The 17348-nt window shown below is 60.9% G+C and carries 16 protein-coding genes and 3 pseudogenes; 11 read left to right on the top strand and 8 right to left on the bottom strand.

What is annotated here, in order from left to right; genetic code table 11:
- The first annotated feature begins 64 nt into the window (after positions 1–64).
- The 6 genes and pseudogenes from AC0L3L_RS03265 to AC0L3L_RS03240 form a co-directional block, all read left to right on the top strand.
- Entirely contained in the window at positions 65–466 is a 402-nt protein-coding gene (locus AC0L3L_RS03265) for an STAS/SEC14 domain-containing protein (RefSeq protein WP_473636536.1), read from the top strand.
- A gap of 177 nt (positions 467–643) precedes the next feature.
- Complete coding sequence (locus tag AC0L3L_RS03260; protein WP_473636569.1) at positions 644–1168, top strand: hypothetical protein; 525 nt, start codon at positions 644–646, stop codon at positions 1166–1168.
- Positions 1169–1250: 82 nt separating this feature from the next.
- Entirely contained in the window at positions 1251–3689 is a 2439-nt protein-coding gene (locus AC0L3L_RS03255) for an arylsulfatase (RefSeq protein ID WP_473636535.1), read from the top strand.
- 155 nt (positions 3690–3844) lie between these two features.
- Positions 3845–5455: pseudogene (locus AC0L3L_RS03250) on the top strand (arylsulfatase).
- A gap of 128 nt (positions 5456–5583) precedes the next feature.
- Positions 5584–5757, top strand: coding sequence for a hypothetical protein (locus AC0L3L_RS03245; RefSeq protein WP_473636534.1), 174 nt, complete (start codon positions 5584–5586; stop codon positions 5755–5757).
- Positions 5754–5867 (top strand): annotated as a pseudogene (locus AC0L3L_RS03240) (formylglycine-generating enzyme family protein); the annotation flags it as partial. The gene AC0L3L_RS03245 and the pseudogene AC0L3L_RS03240, both read left to right, overlap by 4 nt.
- 199 nt (positions 5868–6066) lie before the next feature.
- On the opposite strand, the gene AC0L3L_RS03235 reads toward AC0L3L_RS03240, so the two are convergent.
- The 4 genes from AC0L3L_RS03235 to AC0L3L_RS03220 form a co-directional block, all read right to left on the bottom strand.
- Positions 6067–8142: a mechanosensitive ion channel family protein gene (locus AC0L3L_RS03235; RefSeq protein ID WP_473636533.1), complete on the bottom strand. Its 2076-nt coding sequence runs from the start codon at positions 8140–8142 to the stop codon at positions 6067–6069.
- A 113-nt stretch (positions 8143–8255) separates the two neighbouring features.
- The gene (locus tag AC0L3L_RS03230; protein ID WP_473636532.1) at positions 8256–8378 is read right to left on the bottom strand and encodes a hypothetical protein; all 123 of its coding nucleotides are present in this window, start codon (positions 8376–8378) and stop codon (positions 8256–8258) included.
- A gap of 32 nt (positions 8379–8410) precedes the next feature.
- Positions 8411–8746, bottom strand: a complete 336-nt coding sequence (locus AC0L3L_RS03225; protein WP_473636531.1) for a hypothetical protein — start codon at positions 8744–8746, stop codon at positions 8411–8413.
- Positions 8743–9381: a DUF2092 domain-containing protein gene (locus AC0L3L_RS03220; protein WP_473636568.1), complete on the bottom strand. Its 639-nt coding sequence runs from the start codon at positions 9379–9381 to the stop codon at positions 8743–8745. The genes AC0L3L_RS03225 and AC0L3L_RS03220 overlap by 4 nt, the downstream gene beginning before the upstream one ends.
- On the opposite strand from AC0L3L_RS03220, the gene AC0L3L_RS03215 reads away from it, so the two are divergent.
- From AC0L3L_RS03215 to AC0L3L_RS03195, 5 genes and pseudogenes are all read left to right on the top strand, one after another.
- Positions 9313–9474, top strand: coding sequence for a hypothetical protein (locus AC0L3L_RS03215; RefSeq protein WP_473636572.1), 162 nt, complete (start codon positions 9313–9315; stop codon positions 9472–9474). The two genes, AC0L3L_RS03220 and AC0L3L_RS03215, sit on opposite strands and share 69 nt — an antisense overlap.
- A 492-nt stretch (positions 9475–9966) precedes the next feature.
- Positions 9967–10122 (top strand): hypothetical protein, encoded by a 156-nt coding sequence (locus tag AC0L3L_RS03210; RefSeq protein WP_473636530.1) that lies wholly within the window; start codon positions 9967–9969, stop codon positions 10120–10122.
- A gap of 185 nt (positions 10123–10307) precedes the next feature.
- Entirely contained in the window at positions 10308–12467 is a 2160-nt protein-coding gene (locus AC0L3L_RS03205; RefSeq protein ID WP_473636529.1) for a mechanosensitive ion channel family protein, read from the top strand.
- Positions 12468–12807: 340 nt separating this feature from the next.
- A pseudogene (locus tag AC0L3L_RS03200) lies at positions 12808–13035 on the top strand (SUMF1/EgtB/PvdO family nonheme iron enzyme); the annotation flags it as partial.
- A 66-nt stretch (positions 13036–13101) separates the two neighbouring features.
- Positions 13102–13239: a hypothetical protein gene (locus tag AC0L3L_RS03195; protein WP_473636528.1), complete on the top strand. Its 138-nt coding sequence runs from the start codon at positions 13102–13104 to the stop codon at positions 13237–13239.
- A 55-nt stretch (positions 13240–13294) separates the two neighbouring features.
- Here AC0L3L_RS03195 and AC0L3L_RS03190 read toward each other — a convergent pair whose 3' ends face one another.
- The 4 genes from AC0L3L_RS03190 to AC0L3L_RS03175 form a co-directional block, all read right to left on the bottom strand.
- Complete coding sequence (locus AC0L3L_RS03190) at positions 13295–15574, bottom strand: tetratricopeptide repeat protein (protein WP_473636527.1); 2280 nt, start codon at positions 15572–15574, stop codon at positions 13295–13297.
- 86 nt (positions 15575–15660) lie between these two features.
- On the bottom strand, positions 15661–16227 hold the full coding sequence (locus tag AC0L3L_RS03185; protein ID WP_473636526.1) for a hypothetical protein: 567 nt from the start codon (positions 16225–16227) through the stop codon (positions 15661–15663).
- A gap of 74 nt (positions 16228–16301) precedes the next feature.
- A complete protein-coding gene (locus AC0L3L_RS03180; protein ID WP_473636525.1) occupies positions 16302–16535 on the bottom strand; it encodes a hypothetical protein in 234 nt (77 codons plus the stop codon).
- Positions 16536–16573: 38 nt separating this feature from the next.
- Positions 16574–17329 (bottom strand): hypothetical protein, encoded by a 756-nt coding sequence (locus tag AC0L3L_RS03175; protein ID WP_473636524.1) that lies wholly within the window; start codon positions 17327–17329, stop codon positions 16574–16576.
- Positions 17330–17348: the final 19 nt, after the last annotated feature.

Below are 17348 nucleotides of genomic sequence, written 5' to 3'. Positions count from 1 at the left end.
CAGTTCAGTCAAAGAGAGTACTACGCGTCCCAATTCGATCCCGAGAGGTAATGCATCGATCGACATGATCGAGGTCGATCCCAACTTTGGCGACGAAATCGTCGCATTTCGCCATTACGGCACGATGACGGAACGCGAGTTCACCGATCTTGCCGCAACCGTCTCCCATTCCGCGCCCCATGGTGCCGGGCTGCTCCGCCTTGACTGGCTCGGTATCGAGCGTTGGGCGTTCACAGCCCCGCAGCCCAAGACGCTGGCGGCGTGGGGCAAGGCCGCCCGGTCAGTGAAGCGCGCCGCAATCGTCCACGATCAGCACCTGAATCGACAGGCGGCGTGGCTCGGCGCAGTCCTGCGCAAAGAAGGAGTCAGTGTCAGGTCCTGGCCGCCGCAGCGGGCGGTAGCCGCCACAGCCTGGCTGCGAGCGGCACGGTCGCTCGGCGGCTCGTACCCAGAAGATTCAGTATAGTCGAAAGACTATTGTCGATGATTTTTGCATTCCAGGGCCTAGCAATGCACTCCGTGAGTAGTCCCATTTGGCGATGGCGTGCATCGTTCGGGCCACAACGAAGTCATTGACTATCGTCTTAAGCAGCAAATGCTGCGCGTGTTCGCAGCCGTAATAAAGGAGTGCGCCGTGAGTAAGATGACCACCAGACGAAACTTTGTTCTGGCCTCGTCCGCCATCGCTGTGGCTGTGGGATCGACAAGGCCAAGGCTGGCGCAAGCGGCCGACGACATGGCAGATTTCCTGTTCGTCCAGACCGCCGATGCGATGACCTATGACAAGGCAACGAACAAGCTGACGCTGGTGGATGTTGCCGGCTCCACCTTGTTCTTTTCGGATCGCCCCGAGCGCGTTGCCGGGAACATGAAGACCGCGGCCTTCATCCCGTTCTGGAGCAAGGGCAAGGACAGCTTTCTCTCCGATCCGCCGAACGCCGACTTGTCGATCCTCGAGGGAGACCAACTCAAGCAGGTCGTGGTCGTCCTGAAGAATCCTGCGCTGGACGGCAATAACCTTTCCTACGCGGTCCAGGTGATCGATGGTGAGATGCCCGACAAGGGGTCCGAGGTGTCGGTGTTCATCGATGTCATCGGCATGCCGCTGACACCGCTGTCCTATGCCGGCGTTGCGAGGCGCTCCTTCAGGCGGGCAGTGTTGTACTAGCCAGCGTCAGCAACGGAGCGCAGGGCGCCATCTTTGTGCCGAGTCGCATACGCCCGCTACGACTCGAAGAGGAGGAGGTTCGATGTCTAGGTCTAACCATAAGCATTTCTTGCTCGCGACCGCGCTCGGTGCTGTCTTTGCTGTCAGCGCGACTGCGGCATCGGCCCAGCAGGTCACCGGAACGCCCGGCTCGCCCGAGGCTACCACGACCATCGATGGCAGATACCTGCCGAATCCGCTACCGGCGTTCGAGGGCGACATCCAGACCAATGCCGCACAGTCGAAGCCCTCCTGGCCGGCGCGCATCGTCCCGCCGGAGGGTGCGCCGAACATCCTCCTGATCATGACCGACGACGTGGGCTTCTCGGCGCCGTCAACCTTTGGCGGCGTGATCCCGACGCCGGCCCTCGACCGCATCGCCAACGAAGGCCTCCGCTACACTAGGATGCACACCACCGCGCTCTGCTCGCCGACGCGAGCAGCGCTACTTACCGGGCGCAATCACCACTCGGTGGCGACCGGCGTCGTCGTCGACCAGGCGACCGGCTATCCGGGCTACGACAGCGTCATACCGCGCGACGCCGTGGCCATCGGCGAGATCCTCCGGCAGAACGGCTACGACACATCGTGGTACGGCAAGGATCACAACGTGCCGCAGTGGGAAGGCAGCCAGGCCGGCCCCTTCCACAACTGGCCGACCGGAGCCGTCAAGGGATTTGACTACTACTACGGCTTCATCGGCGACGACACCAGCCACTGGCAGCCGAACAACCTGTTTCGCAACACCACGCCGATCGAGCCCTATCTCGGCAATTCCGGCTGGAACTTGATCACCGCTATGGCCGACGAGGCGATCGGGCGGATCAAGATGCTGAACGAAGTGCAGCCCGACCGGCCGTTCATGATCTACTACGCGCCCGGCGGAACCCATGCGCCGCACCATCCGACACCGGAATGGGTGGACAAGATCAGGGATAGGCACCTGTTTGACGATGGGTGGAACAAGCTCCGGGACACGATCTTCGCCTACCAGAAGAAGCTTGGCGTGATACCTGAGAGCGCCGAACTCACCGCCTGGCCGGGCACCATCCCAGAGTGGGATTCGCTCTCCGCCGACGAGAAAAAGCTTTTTATCCGCCAGGCCGAGATCTACGCGGCCTACCTCGCCTACACCGACCACGAGATCGGTCGCGTGATCCAGGCGGTCGAGGATGCCGGCAAGCTCGACAATACGCTGATCATCTACATCAGCGGCGACAACGGCTCGAGCCCGGAAGGCACGCTCAACGGGCTGTTCAACGAGTTCGCCGTTGCGAATGCCGTGAACCCGACGGTCGAACAGAACATGAAATTCTACGACGAGTGGGGCACCGACCAGACCTACCCGCACTACGCGGTGGGCTGGGCCTTGGCCTGGGATACTCCGTACCAATGGACCAAGGAGGTCGCCTCCCATTTCGGCGGCACGCGCAACGGCATGGCGATATCCTGGCCCGCGCGCATCAAGGACGCAGGCGGCATCCGCAACCAGTTCCATCATGTGATCGACGTCGTGCCGACCATCCTGGAGGCGGCCGGCTTGCCGCAGCCGGTTTCGGTCAACGGCGTCGCGCAGCGACCAATCGAAGGCGTCAGCATGGCCTACACCTTCGACAACGCCAACGCGCCAGACCGGCGGACGACGCAGTATTTCGAGATGTTCGGCTCCCGGGCCATTTATCACGACGGCTGGATCGCTTCGGCCCCGCCTACCGGCGCGCCATGGATCCTGACTCTCGATGCGCCACCGGCGGATGTCATGAACGGCTTCACGTGGGAGCTCTATGACACCAACAAGGACTGGACGCAGGCGCACGACCTGGCCGCCGAGATGCCGGACAAGCTTCGTGACATGCAGCAGCTCTTCATCATGGAGGCGGCCAAGTACCGCGTCTTCCCGCTCGACGACAGGCGCCTTCAGAGATTTATCTCCGAGAAGCCTAGCTACTCGCCCAGCCGTACCGAGTTCACCTATTCGGGGACCATCATGAACGTTCCGTTCCCGGATACCGGGACCGCGCCGAGCCTGCTCAACCGGTCCTACACGGTCACTGCGGAGATCGAGGTTTCCAAGGGTGGCGCCGAAGGCGTGCTTATGACCGACGGCGGCCGGTTCGCCGGCTACGGCTTCTATGTACTGAAGGGCGTGCCTGTGTTCACATGGAACCTGATCGATCTCGAACGGGTGAAGTGGCAGAGCAAGGAGGCGCTCGCAGCCGGCAAGCACACGGTTGAGTTCGACTGGAAGTACGACGGCCCGGGCCTCGGCAAAGGCGGCACGGGCACGCTGAAGGTGGACGGCGTGGTGGTCGACAGCCACCCCATGCCGAAGAGCCTGCCGATCTCCACTGCCTGGGACGAGACGTTCAACGTCGGCATCGACACCGGCACGCCGGTGGACGACGCTGACTACCAGGTGCCGTTCCCGTTCACCGGCAAGATCGACAGGCTGACGGTCAAACTTGGATCGTCTGGGAGGTAGCACGCCGACAGGGCAAGCAGGGAATATCAGCGCCTGTTGAACCCAACAGACGCTGTTGTTTCCATTGGCCGCCAAGCATCAAAGATAGTGACGGGCCATCGGCGCCAATGCCAGCGGACGACTATTTGCCTTCAGCGACGATTGTAGGAGGACTCATGAAACGTTACGTCTCATCGCTGCTTGCTGGCGCCGCCTTGGCGGTATCGGCAACGCTGGCCCATGCGCAGTCTGGCCAGCCCAACATCCTCGTCATCATGGGCGATGACGTGGGCACCTGGAATCTCAGCGCCTATCACCGCGGGATGATGGGCGGCAGCACGCCCAATCTCGACCGCATTGCGAAGGAAGGCGCGCTTTTTACGGACTATTACGCTCAGCAATCCTGCACCGCGGGCCGGGCCGCGTTCATCCTCGGGCAGACGCCGTTTCGAACGGGCCTGCTCAAGGTCGGCCTGCCGGCCGCCAAGCAGGGTCTACAGGACAAGGATCCGACGATCGCCGAGCTGCTGAAGCCCTTGGGCTATGCGACCGGACAGATCGGGAAGAACCACCTCGGCGACCGCAATGAGTTCTTGCCCACGGTGCACGGCTTCGACGAGTTTTACGGCATACTCTACCACCTGAACGCCATGGAGGAGCCATTCGAAAACGACTACCCCAAGGACGCTGCCTTCCGCGCATAGTTCGGCCCGCGCAACATCTTGGACAGCAAGGCGACGGACCAGGATGATGCCACTGTCGATCCGCGCTGGGGCAAGGTCGGCAAGCAGACGATCGTCGACAGCGGTCCGCTGCCGCCGCATCCCGGAATGGACCCTGCCGCCAAGGTCAGCATGGAAACCGTCGAACCCGAGTTGGTGCGCCGCTCGCTCGACTTCATCGACCGCTCGGTGAAAGACAATAAGCCGTTCTTTCTCTGGCACAACAGCACACGCATGCACGTGTGGACGCACCTTTCCGACCAATGGGACGGAAAGAGCGGTCATGGCCTGTATGCGGACGGCATGATGGAACTCGACTGGGAGGTCGGCGAGCTGCTCAAGAAGCTCGACGAACTCAACGTCGCCGACAACACGATCGTGCTCTTCACCAGCGACAACGGGCCCGAGGTGTTCACCTGGCCGGACGGCGGCAACCAGCCGTTCAGGGGCGAGAAAGGCACCACCTTCGAAGGCGGCTTCCGCGTGCCGCTCGTGGTGCGCTGGCCAGGCGCCATCAAGCCGGGCACGATCGTTAACGACATCATGGCACATGAGGACTGGATGCCGACGCTTGTCGCCGCTGCCGGCGATCCGGGCGTGAAGGAAAAGCTGCTGAAGGGCATGGAGGTGGGCGGCAAGACCTTCAAGAACCACCTCGATGGCTATAACTTCCTGCCTTACTTCAAGGGTGAGGTTGCCACGTCGCCACGCCACGAGTTCTTCTATTTCACCGACGGCGGAGAGCTCAACGCCCTGCGCTACGATGACTGGAAGGTCAGCTTCAAGACGGTTGAAGGCAACCTTTTCAACGGCCACGAGGCAAGCACGAACGCGCCGCTTGTCACCAATCTGCGGCAGGATCCGTGGGAGCGCTACCAGTCCGAATCGATGCTGTACGGCAAATGGTGGGGCGAGAAGATGTGGACCTTCCTTCCCGCGACCACGATCGTCGGCCAGTTCCTCGAGTCGTTCAAGGAATACCCGCCGAGCTCGCCTCCCTCGAACTTCGGCGTCGACAAGGCGCTGGCGGCGCTGGAGCAGGGTTCCCGCGGCGCCGGAAAGTAGCCAGCCTTGGCAAGTCACTCTCCATTTCCGGGCATGGTCTGGATACCCGGCGGGGCGTTCCTGATGGGTCGGACAGCCACTATCCAGAGGAAGCGCCGGCGCACCGCGTGTGTGTCGGCGGCTTCTGGATGGAGGTATCGGCCGTAACCAATCGCGACTTCGATCGCTTCGTCACCACGACTAGTTACGTGACGCTGGCCGAGCGGCCGGCCAATCCGGACGACTATCCCGGCGCCAGACCCGAGATGCTCGTTCCGTACTCGACCAAGTTCAACAAGCCGGCCGGGCCGGTGTGGACATGAGCAACCACTACAACTGGTGGGCCTATGTGACGGGAGCCAACTGGAGCCGTCCGCGCGGGCCGGCGAGTTCGATCGGCAAGCTAATGGACCATTCGGTGGTCCATGTCGCCTATGAGGATGCCGAAGCCTCCGCCAGATGGGCAGGCCGAATTGTCCTGTCTGCCAGCCGCGCTCTAGCCTCGTTTTCGTTCGCCGCGTCGAGGCGACAATCCCACGTCCTGAAATCTGAGCCACGTACACGGTCAACATCGATGCCTTTCTCAGAGAGGTCAGGCCGAGTTCGGATGACGTGGACAGGACCGCGCAGCTCTATGGCGTGTCCCTCACCGCCTCCAAGGGGGCCTTGCTCTTTTTCAGGGTTTGGTTTGCCTGATGAGCAGCGGCCGCAGTCTCCCCGCCACCCTCGACGTGAACGGTGGGAACCGCGATCTTGATACCGTTTTCCGCGAATGCCGCCTTGATCATCATGAGTGCGCGCCGCTTGATGCCGAATTGGGTCCCGGGCTTCGTCATCAACTTCATCCTGAGAACGATCGCATAGTCCCCGAAACTGTCGATGCCCTGCATCTTGAGCGGTTCGATCGTGTCGGCCGCAAATTCAGGATCGGCTGCCAGTTCCTGGCCGATCTTCTTGATGAGCTTGCGCGCCAGATCCACGTCGGAATCGTAGGTAACGTTGATCATCATCTTGTCGAGCACCCAATCCCTGCTCATGTTCTGGACCGCCCCGAGCTCACCGAATGGGACGGTGTAGACGGGGCCGCGATGATGTCGCAGACGCACCGAACGCAGGCTGAAGGATTCGACCGTGCCTTTGTAGCTGCCGCTCTGGATGTATTCACCGACCCGGAAGGCGTCGTCCATCATGAAGAAGACGCCGCTCAGCACATCTTTGACCAGGGTCTGCGAGCCGAAGCCGATGGCGACGCCGAAAATTCCGGCACCCGCAATCAGCGGCGCAATCTGCACGCCGAGCCCAGCGAGGATGGTCAGAATGGTGACGGCGACTATGAACACGGCAAGGGCGTTGCGAAAAATCGGCAACAGCGTGCGAAGCCGGCCGCTGCGAGCCAGTTCATCGGCGCTGCTCCCATCCGCCGGCGCGAGGTTCATGTGATATTCGATCAATGCCTTCGACAGTTGCCAGAGCATGTCGGCGATCAGCAAAATGATGATGCCGTTGAACAGCCCGGCTATCAGGAAGCCGCCGGTCTCGCTGCCGGCGAAAGTTGCGGCCCTGAGCCGCCAGATATAGGCGAGCCATGCGACCGCCGCGGCAATGACCGCCGCCCTGGCGCCCCTGACAATGAGCACGTTGAGTACGACGCCCATCGCGCCGCTGCGCTTCCACCTGCCGGCGAAGGCCTGTGCCGCGGCGCCGACGCCGCGCAAGGCTGTCGGCAGCACCAGGGCGAAAATCCCAAGCCACAGGACGCCGAGCAGGCCGGCGACCCAAGCCCCCCAGAGCACGATCAGGAACAAGGTGAGAAACGATTGCTTGACCAGAGAGCCTCGCCCGTCGGGCCGTTGCCAGACGACGTCGATTGCGGTCGCCAGAATGCCAAGCCCGAACAGGAAGGCGGCGAGCTCTGCAACCTCTCGAGAGAAGCCCAGGCCAGGCATGAGGCTGGCGATCGCCCAGCCGAACAACAGGAACCCGGCCACAAGGCTGACTCGCCAACGCCAGAAACGGGTCGAAGCTTCGCTTTCGAAAAGCGGAGTCGGCCTGTCCGAGGGGTCGCTCGTCGCACCGCCGAACGCAAACAGCAATCGGGCGGCCGCGCGAACGACACGGAACGCGATGAACGCAAGAAGCAGGGTCAGAATGATCCTGCGGAGTAAGGGTGGCCATCCGAATGCCAAGAACGAACCGGCGCTGGCGAGCGCAAAAGTCAGCAGGGCGACAGTGTCGAAGAGGATCGCTTGTCCTGCGTCTTCCTGAGCAATCGCGCTCCTCGTCCTGGCGAGCGCTCGTCGGACCGCCCACTCGGCTCCGAAACCGACCGCGATCAAGACCGCCAGGATGCCCATAACCAGCCCTGGCCTGCCGGAGTTCACGTCATGCGAGACAACGTCGGCGGCGCGCGACAGTTCTTCCGGCAGGCGCGGGATCGCGGCGCCGAGCGCACCGATACGGGCACGAATACCCGCCTCCAGGCTCAAGATGTCCTCGGAAATGGACAGGCCGGGCTCGCCCGTGGCCGCTGGAACCTTTCCCTCGAGCCATGCCTTTAGTTCCGGATCGGACAAAAGCTCGAGGAACTGCTTTGCCTTTTCGGGCGGAAGGTCGGGGGAAGGCTGTTGAGCGAGCGAAGTTCCCTGCAAGAGCGCTAGCAAGAGCACGACGACAACTGGCAAGAACCCGAGCCGTAGCTTGTTCTTCATGAGCGCCTCGAGTTTTGAATGCCGCAGCTGCACATATTGGCTCCTCGCCCTTTTATGGTGTTCTGGCTGCATGCTACGTCTCCGGGGAGAGTGGCTGCAAGCGAAAGGCGTAGTCAAAATCCATCGGAATCTTCGACGCCCAGTGCCCGGTACCCGATGATCGATGAGACAGCAAAGGGCGGGCCAGTCAGCGTCGTCATCGAAACCGCTGGCAGCGGCACCAGAACCTTGACCATTGGAGACCCTCTGGTCGTTTGGGCGGCTACGATCAGTTCACGTAGACGACGACGTAACGGCCGCCATAGGGCTGGTAGTATGTCCCGCCGCACTGCCAAACCGTAGCACCGTTGATGTTGGTTCTAACGCAGGCAGGGGGGAGCGCCGCCACGTATATCGTCGAGCGGCGAACCACCCGGCGCGTTGTGCGCCGCGCAACGCCGGCGACGCTGCCGGGCGTAAGCGGCCTGCCGACGCGCGCTTCCGCGCTGGAGACGATCGAACCTGCCGGAATGAAGTAACCGCCCATCAGGCCATCGGTTACAAGAAACGCCGTCATAACAGCGGCGACCAAGAGATGATTGCGGAACATGCGCTGCGCGTTCATTTGCTGCCCTCCAGCACAAGTTCGCCGACCTCGTCGGAGTCTATCCGTTCCAGCTTTTTCGCGTTGGCCGGAGGCTTGAACGAAAACAGCTTGGCGTCGACCTTACCGGCTTTCCAGTTGCTGAATCGCAACGAATATTGCGGTGCGCCCGTCACCCATTTGGTGGTGATCACATATTTGACAGGCAGTCTCTGGGCGCCTTTGCTGATCCAGATCTGCCAGTCCACGTCGTCATTGCGAAAAGCCAGTTGATCGCATTCAACGCCGCCGACAAAGGCATCGCCGACCAGTCTCCCCGACGTGGTGCCTTCGGTCAAAACGGCATAAGGATCGGTGACTAAAAAGTCGGCGCCCGCAACGTCAAGTCCGGTCGACACCCTGAATTCCTCGACCGCCTCATCAATCGATGCCCCAGGGCTGTCCAACTGCGCATAGACGTTCATGCCCTTGCCGTAGAGCGAGATTACCTTGCCATCGAAGGTGAGTTCTACATCGGCAAAAGGGCCTTTGCGGGTCATGCGGAAGCCGCCGCCGCGGGACGCCTGGACGGAGCCGGAAGCGCTGTATTGCAACTTCTGGCCGGCCAGGTCGACGATCTCATGATCGGTGTCATAGTCGACCGTGAACGCCTGCAGGCTTTTGAGTTGGTTCGTCATGGCCATAAGAATACCGTCAGCATCGGCGTCGATGACGTTCTGACTCCACGACGGCGAAACGGAAAGCGCTAGCCCGATTGAGATTGCCGCTATTGCGATAGATCGCGGCCGCGATCTACAGCGGGATTTCAAGACTGCTTGGTTCATGTTTCATCTCCAATCCAGTGTTCGTCCAGTGTTCGGCGATTTTTATTCGGAAACAGGAGCGTGATCCGGGTTCGCTTCAGCCTGATAGCGAACGCCCGCCGTCAAACCGATCGGTTGGCTACAATCGTCGACCGTAAAGTTTGAGGCGATCGGATTTGACAATTCTTGGCTAGTTCTCTTGTGTCATCCTGGGCCGCCGAAATGTTGCCCGACAGCGGAGTAGAAGACCGAAAACAATCAATGCCTTCTCCTTCCGATGTGACCTGCCGCCATCACCGCGGCGGCCGATTTTCCGATGCTTCAGCCTCCCGTAGAGCAGCTCCTACTGTCGCGGAATGCCTCATCCCTTATGCGCTAGAATGCGCACAGTCTTTTTGATGGTGCCAGTATCAGTATGTAAGTTACGTAGTCGGACTGTTGCTGGCGAAGCTGCATCAGGCCTATGCGGTCATCGCCATCGCTTACTACGCAAAAGGCGACTATGATCGGGCAAAGGAGAACGCCGCCAAGGACATAGACCCTTCCATCCGCTTGGCGGATGAACTCGACCCGCATGCTAGGCGGCCGAGCTGACTGACGGGGAGGCCAGCGGGATACTCGAGGGACGAAATCGCGAAATCCAGCTCGCCAAGCATGCCTCAAAGCATGAAAGAAAGTGGAGCTTTGGTGATAATGTGGCTCGAAGGATTGGTTGTTATTTGGGAGCCTGCTCGGTGACTGGGTAGATCAGTCGAGATCGGATTTTCGCGGAGGGCAGCATGAGAGCGATCGAGATATCCCGGCAAAAGTCGCCATTTTTGGCGGTGTGCGTCATGGCCGTGCTGGCATTGGTGTGGTTGGCGGCAATGGGCAGCGCCTCGATGGCGCAGGCGCAGCAAACTTCGACCATGCCGGTGGCGGATGAAAAATTTCAGGCGTTCATCAAGATGCTTGATGATCCCGACATCCGCGCGCGGCTGGACGCCATGGCAGTGCCCCCTGCGGACAAACCAGGTGCGCCAGCCGCCTCGCAGATGGCGGTCTGGGACAGCCTCATTCGCAGCCATCTCGTTGCGTTGCGTAACGCGGTTCCGCGCATCCCGGGCGAGGCCGCAAACGCCGTCCGAATTGTGAGGTCAGAAATCAACAACCGTGGATTCGCCACCATACTTGTTCTCTTCGCAGCCTTGCTGGCGCTTGGCTTCGGAGCGGAGTGGCTATTCAAGCGTGCGGTGAGCGGAGTGAAGCAGCCTGGCTCGGGCCAGGCAGCCGATGCAAGCGCCGCACGCGAGGCCAATCGTGCCGCCCGATTACTCGCGGAACTGGCGCCGCTCGTCGTGTTTTCCCTCGTAAGCGCTGGGGTTTTCCTGGCCTTCGATTGGCCCGCCTTGCTGCGCGTTGTCATCCTGACCTATCTGGTCGCATTCATCGTCGCGCGGGTGGTGATGGCCATCGGCAGTATCCTGCTTGCACCGAATGGCAGCGCCATTCCGGCGGGACAGGAGAAACCGGTCCGGCTTGTTCCGGCGAGCGATGCCGAAGCCCATTTCTGGTATCGCCGGCTGGCCGTTTTCACCGGCTATCTGATGGCCGGATGGGCGACCGTCAGCCTGCTTCCGCACCTGGGCTTTTCGCCGGATGCAACGCGTTTGATCGCCTATCTGCTGGGCATCGGGCTTCTGGTCCTCGCCGTCGAGATGGTCTGGCGGCGTCCAGGCGGCCCAGCGACCACACAGCGCATAAGCACGAGGGAATGGCTCCTTACCATCTACCTGGTTCTCCTCTGGGGGCTCTGGGTCGCCGATCTCAACGGCGCGCTATGGCTCGGCATCTATGCCTTGCTATTGTCAAAGGCGTTGACCATCGCTGGCCATGTGGCAGAGGCGCTGGTGGTCCGGCCGGACAATGCCACCTCGGCGAATTCCGTTCGCACAGTGCTGATCAACCGAGGCGTTCGCGCGCTGGTGATCCTGCTCGCGGTGCTGTGGCTGAGCCTGGTCTGGCGCCTGGACCCAGGTGCAATGGCAGAAGGTAATACCACGATAAACCGCATCGTGCGCGGCCTGTTCCACGGTGTCCTGATCTTGCTGGTTGCCGATCTCATCTGGCAACTGGCGAAAGCCTATATCGGCCGGACGCTGGAACTGGCCGCGGTCGACGACACAAACACGCCGGCTGAGGCGGCACGCCGGAGCCGGCTCAGGACCTTGCTGCCGATCTTCCGCAACATGCTGGCTGTGCTGCTTGCTACTGTGGCCGTTCTCATGGTGCTTTCGGGGCTCGGCGTGCAGATCGCTCCGTTGATCGCCGGCGCGGGTATCTTCGGGGTTGCCATCGGCTTCGGCTCGCAGACCCTGGTCAAGGATGTGCTCAGCGGCGTCTTCTACATGCTCGACGATGCCTTCCGGGTCGGTGAGTACATCGAGAGCGGCAGCTACAAGGGAACCGTCGAGTCCTTCAGCCTACGCTCGGTGAAGCTGCGCCATCATCGCGGCCCGGTGTTCACGGTTCCGTTCGGCGACCTTGGCGCGGTGCAGAACATGAGCCGCGACTGGGTGATCGACAAGTTCAGGATCCGGGTGTCGTTCGACACCGACATCAGGAAGGTGAAGAAGCTCTTGAAGGGTATCGGTGCGGAATTGCTTGCTGATCCTGAACTGGCGCCGGAGATCATCGAGACGGTGAAGATGAAGGGCGTCGAGCAGTTCGGCGACTTCGGCATCGAGCTGAGCTTCGCCTTCATGACCAAGCCCGGTCACCAATTCGGCGTCAGGCGCAAGGCCTACACCATGATCCAGCAGGCGTTCGCAGAGAACGGCATCCATTTTGCCCAGCCCACGGTCCAGGTGGGAACCGATGAGAAGCAGGCGGCCATGGCTGCGGCTAATGTGATATCGCTTGCCCAGCAAAAAGCAGCCCAGCCTGTACAGGGTGAATAGAAAGCGGCGATCATCGAGTCGCGTCGAGAAGCAATGGTTGAAGCAAGGACGTCGGTTGATCTGTTGACTCTTGTAAATGTGCGACTCTGGCGGACCAAGATGTTCACGCACGGATCGCTCAGTGTGAACGCGCCTGGCTCGAAAAAAAGCCGGATTTGGTGAAGAACACGCAGCAGTGGTCTCGTTGCGGTTGCCCGTGCGCAGAACGAAGAGTTCTTCCTTGGCTCATTGAGGAAAGCCGAATCTTGCTTGCGCCGCGAAGCGCTACCTGTTGTCCATCTTCCTGTTATTGGGGGTCGCTGCCTCTGCCACCGCGCAGAACGCCGATCAGCTTCGCAAGATCGACAGCCCGTGCTGCACGGTTGACAACCCCCGCGGTGCCAAACGGGAGGACAGCCTCGATCCACGGCAGCCGCAGATCAGAATCCCGCGCAAGGTGATGAAAGGCGGATCGCATCTTTGCGCGCCCAACTATTGCCGGCGCTACCCCCCGGCCGCGCGGATGGCGCAGCCGATCGATATGTCGACGTGCCATTTAGGTTTCCGCTGCATTGCACGCAGAACGTGACAAATACTGCAAGAAAGGCCCGGCCTAAGGCTTGCCGAGACAGAGACAGACAGGGAGGATCGAAGCATGACGGGCAATGATATTTTGAAGGTCGGCGCTGCGGCGCTGGCGCTGCTGTTTGCCGGGTTTGGCTCGGCGCATCCTGTCTTCGCACAAGAACAGGTCGCGGCTGACGGCAGAAAAGGCGGAGCTTATGCTCATTGAACAGGAAAGTTAGGCCAATAGCTGCCGCTGGCTGAATATCTGCAAGCGTTCCCACTCATCGGCTAGCGCGCAATTGCACGATCAAGTCGGCAAGTTGCGCGTTGTCCGGTTGCTGCCGGGCAAGTTCTTCAGCCAGTCTCAGCGTTTCGGGGTAGCGCCGCAACTTAAGCCCAAATTGAATGGCGGTGCCGAGCAGGTTCGGATCGGCGGAGCCGTTGGTGACCGATTCGCCAAGCATTTGGAATGCATCGCCTGTGCGATCGACCGAGTCGAGAGCTATCGCTAGCGTGGTCCTGTATTGAACATTGGCTGGAGCAAGCCGCACCGAAGCCTCCAACTCGCTTATTGCGCCAGTCATGTTTTTCGCGCGAACCAGCGACAGGGCGTGACCGTATCGGAGCAGCGGATCTTCGGGCGAAACCCTAATGGCCTCAGCGTAGGTACTTTCCGACTTCTCGTTCTGGCCGGTCGCCCTGTAAACTTCGGCCAGATTGGCGTGCGCTCCGGCGAGGCTGCTGTCGAGCGAGATCGCGCGACGCAGCGCAGCCTCCGCGTTATCCGCTTGACGCTGACCCATCAGGAAGAGACCGTACGCGTTCTGTGCTTCAGCCATGTCCGCATTGGCTTGCACATAGGCGCGCAAATCCTCCAGCGCGACGTCGAAGCTGCGGCGCTGGTCACCGAGCAGATCATTCGTCGGCGCATCGCCGAGAGCCGTCACAGCGGCTACCCGAACGGCGCGCGTCTCGTCGGCAAGCAGCTTGCCGATGGCATTGAGCCGCAGTTCAGGCGGCAGGCTGCCGGCAGCCTGTGCCGCACCGAGCCGGACGAGCGGATCGGGGCTTGCTGCCGCGGCAGCCACATCTGCAAAAACGGCATCGCCGCCGAGGCGTCCCATCTCCACGATCGCGCTGCCTTTGACGATGGCCGCCTGTTCCCGGTCGGCGACGAGCGCACGCAAAGCTTCGATAGCTACCGGATCGTTTTGGGCAGCACCTGCGAAGGCATGGGCGATGGTCGGGCGCTCGCGCCAGGCTGCGCCATACCATTTGTCCATCGCTTCCGCCGCCCACTCGTTCGTCTGAGTTGCATGACAAGTCGTGCAGGCGTTCGGAGTGCCGTAGGCTATCGACAGGTCGGGCCGTGGAATGACGAATGAATGGTCGCGCCGCGGGTCGACCTTCATATAGGTGCGCTCGGGCATATGGCAGTTTGCACAGAGGGCGCCCGCGGAACCTGCTGGGTGATGTGTATGCGCGGGCGTGTCAAAATCCCCGCTCGGGTCGAAGTCCGTAAATCGCTCCGGCTTTGTCTCGGTATGGCATTGGGTGCATACGGAGTTGCCCTCCGCTTTCAGGGTCGCCTCGTGTTGTCTGTGGCAGTCGAGGCAGACGACGCCGGCTCTCGCCATCTTGCTGTGCTGGAACGAGCCGTATTCGAACACCTCGTCCAGGATTTGGCCATCTGGAAAGTATAGGTCCGGGCGCAGCAGGCTCGGTGAGAAATGATCGAGAAAAGCCTTTCCTGGCCCGTGACCGCCGAGAAGCTTCGTCCGTCGAGAATGACAGCCCAAGCACACATCCTGGTCAACCGGGGCGAGGCCGAAGTTGGCGAGCGATTGGGAAGTGCCCGCCTCGGCCCAGTCCACATGTTTCGCGCCGCCACCGTGGCATGACTGGCAGCCGATGCTCGTCGCGACATAGGTCGATTTGTACTCGTCGGTCTCCGGCTGAAAATTCGCCTGAGGATCGGTGGAGTGACAGTCGATGCAAGTCCGGTTCCAGCGATAGAAGGGTCCGGTCCAGTGGTAAGTCGTGCCGGGTTTTGCGGGCTTGCCTGTGCCGAGCCAGAGCCATTCCCGTCTGATCGTGTCCCAGGCGATATCGAGCGCTTGCAGCCTGCCGCCGCCTATGTCGACGAGGTACTGCTGCAGCGGTTCGTAAGCGAAGGTGTATTTGACTTGAAACTCGCCCTGCCTGCCGTCCGGTCCCTCGGTCCGAACGAAAAACTGGCTTCCCCGTTTGAAGAAGGTCGTCAGGACGCCGTCATGCTCGTAGCGAGCACCATCGAAGTTCGCGCGCACCGTGCTGTCGTCTGCGACAGCCATAGCCTTGGCATGGTTCGATTTGGCGAAGGCCGCTGCCTGGTCCGCATGGCATGAGACGCATCTTTTTTCGTCGACGAACCCGTCGTGAATGGAGATCTGTGGATCAGATGTGGAACCACTTATTTCTGCAGCCAGACCGGCCCTGGGCGTAGTTATCACAAGCAAGGAGCCCAGCGCTGCTATTGCCAGACTAGCAGCGGCTCGGCCAGGCAAGTTACGGTCATTCATGACGGGCTTCGCTCGGTTGGCATGAGCACGCTGTAATGCCAATCACCAGCTAGGACGGGTGATGGGGCAGGCGCTCGAACGAGCGTCTAGAAAGAATGGGCATAGCTTAGTTCGAAGCCTATCGTGTCCGGGTTCCAGTCCTTCCAGTTATACTGGACCTTGCTCGAAACTGAATTGTGCTCGTCCAGTTTAAAAGTGAAGCCGGTCGCAAGCTGCGGCGTTAGGTAGTCGTCATCGACATCGAATGCATCGCGGTATCGAAACGCAATGGCATTCCAGGCCACTGTGTTGTTGAGCTTTATATCAGCCTCTGTGCGCAGCACATAGTATGCAATGTCGTCGCCGTCCCCCGATACCTGCATCCGTGCGCCAACCCCGACGCTGCCCATGACAGAGACTATATCGTTGAAATGAACTCGATAGCCTGCCGTAGTTTCGAGGTTTGCGGTCGCGGAATTGCTGAAGGCAGTGTCGGAATATTGGACCGAGGCACCCAGAATGACGCCGACATCAAACGTGTGCGACGCGCTGACATCGACCTTGGTGCTTTGCGGAACGCTAAGGTCCTGTTCCTGCCGGTCGGACGTCACCGATATTCCCAGGGACGTACTTTCTGCCATCGCGTCGGATGTTGCGCCCAACACTGCCAGCACCGTCAAAATCCTGATAGTTCTCGCCTCCCGAGGATGCTCAACGACAAGCGGGACGCGCATTCGAGCATGTTGGTTCACGTTAGGCTCGCACTCAGTTTGCCACGCCCAAATTGATGAGCTGCACACGCCTGTTCACCGCAATTGCGGATCTCGTTGTTGCCGAGATTGAGGCCCCTGCAATATTTCTTGATGTCTGCGCCGCAGTCTTTGGCAAATACCGTGATGGCGTCGCCATAGCTGATCGTTTGCGCTCGCCCAGGGCCGGCGAGCGCAAAGGAGGCCATCAGGATCAGACCGCTGAAAATCATTTTGTAAACCGTGCTCAGCGTCCTTGTTGCAGATTGTCTCAATAGCACGGGGGGTAAGGATAATATCCGCAGTACGGCGGATATGCGTATGGGGCGGCGGCCCCGACAGCGGCGCCAACAGCGGCTCCGGCAACTGCGGCCCCCGCCACAGCGCCAGCACCATACCAAGCTCCACGATAGACAGGAGCATGCCAGTATGCGCCACCGTGATAACCGTATCCGCCACCATGCCAGACCGCGCCGCCGTAGCCGCCCACATGGGCGAATCCGCCACCGCCCGGTCCGCGAAACGCGAAGGCGTCAATGAAAAGTGCCGCAGGCCCGCTCGCATTGTTGAGACTGCCTTCCAGAACGACAACGTCGAACGTCAGCGTGTTCCCCTCAAGTTTCGGCGCTTTGAGCGTAACCACGGCATCATCCACCTCCGAGCCGTCTCCCCCAAGAACTGAGACCGTTGCGTTCGGCGGGTCGACGGCGAAGCTGTCCTTGCCCTCATCCCACTGCATAATGAACTGCTCGGTCGCAACATGACCGGCGGCCCGCACCGGCCGATCGGCAAAGACGATTGAGTTTTTCGAAACGCCGGTCAGGACGAGCTTGCCGCCGTCGAGCGTGGCGCCCTGCGCATTGATGACGGCGAGCGACGGAATCGGACCGGTCGGAGTAGCCTGGCCGATGGTCTTTTGCAGTGGCACGTGCGGCTTCCCTGCGGAATCCTGTGCCATTGCGCCGGCAGTTGCCAAAGCCAGGCCGCCTGCGAGGGCTATCGTGGTCATGATGCGATTGACGTTCATAGAATTATCCTCTCGTCTA

This window comes from Mesorhizobium sp. WSM4849 (assembly GCF_055811385.1).
The sequence above is the reverse complement of the archived record's forward strand: the minus strand, read 5'-3'. Positions and strand labels throughout refer to the sequence as shown.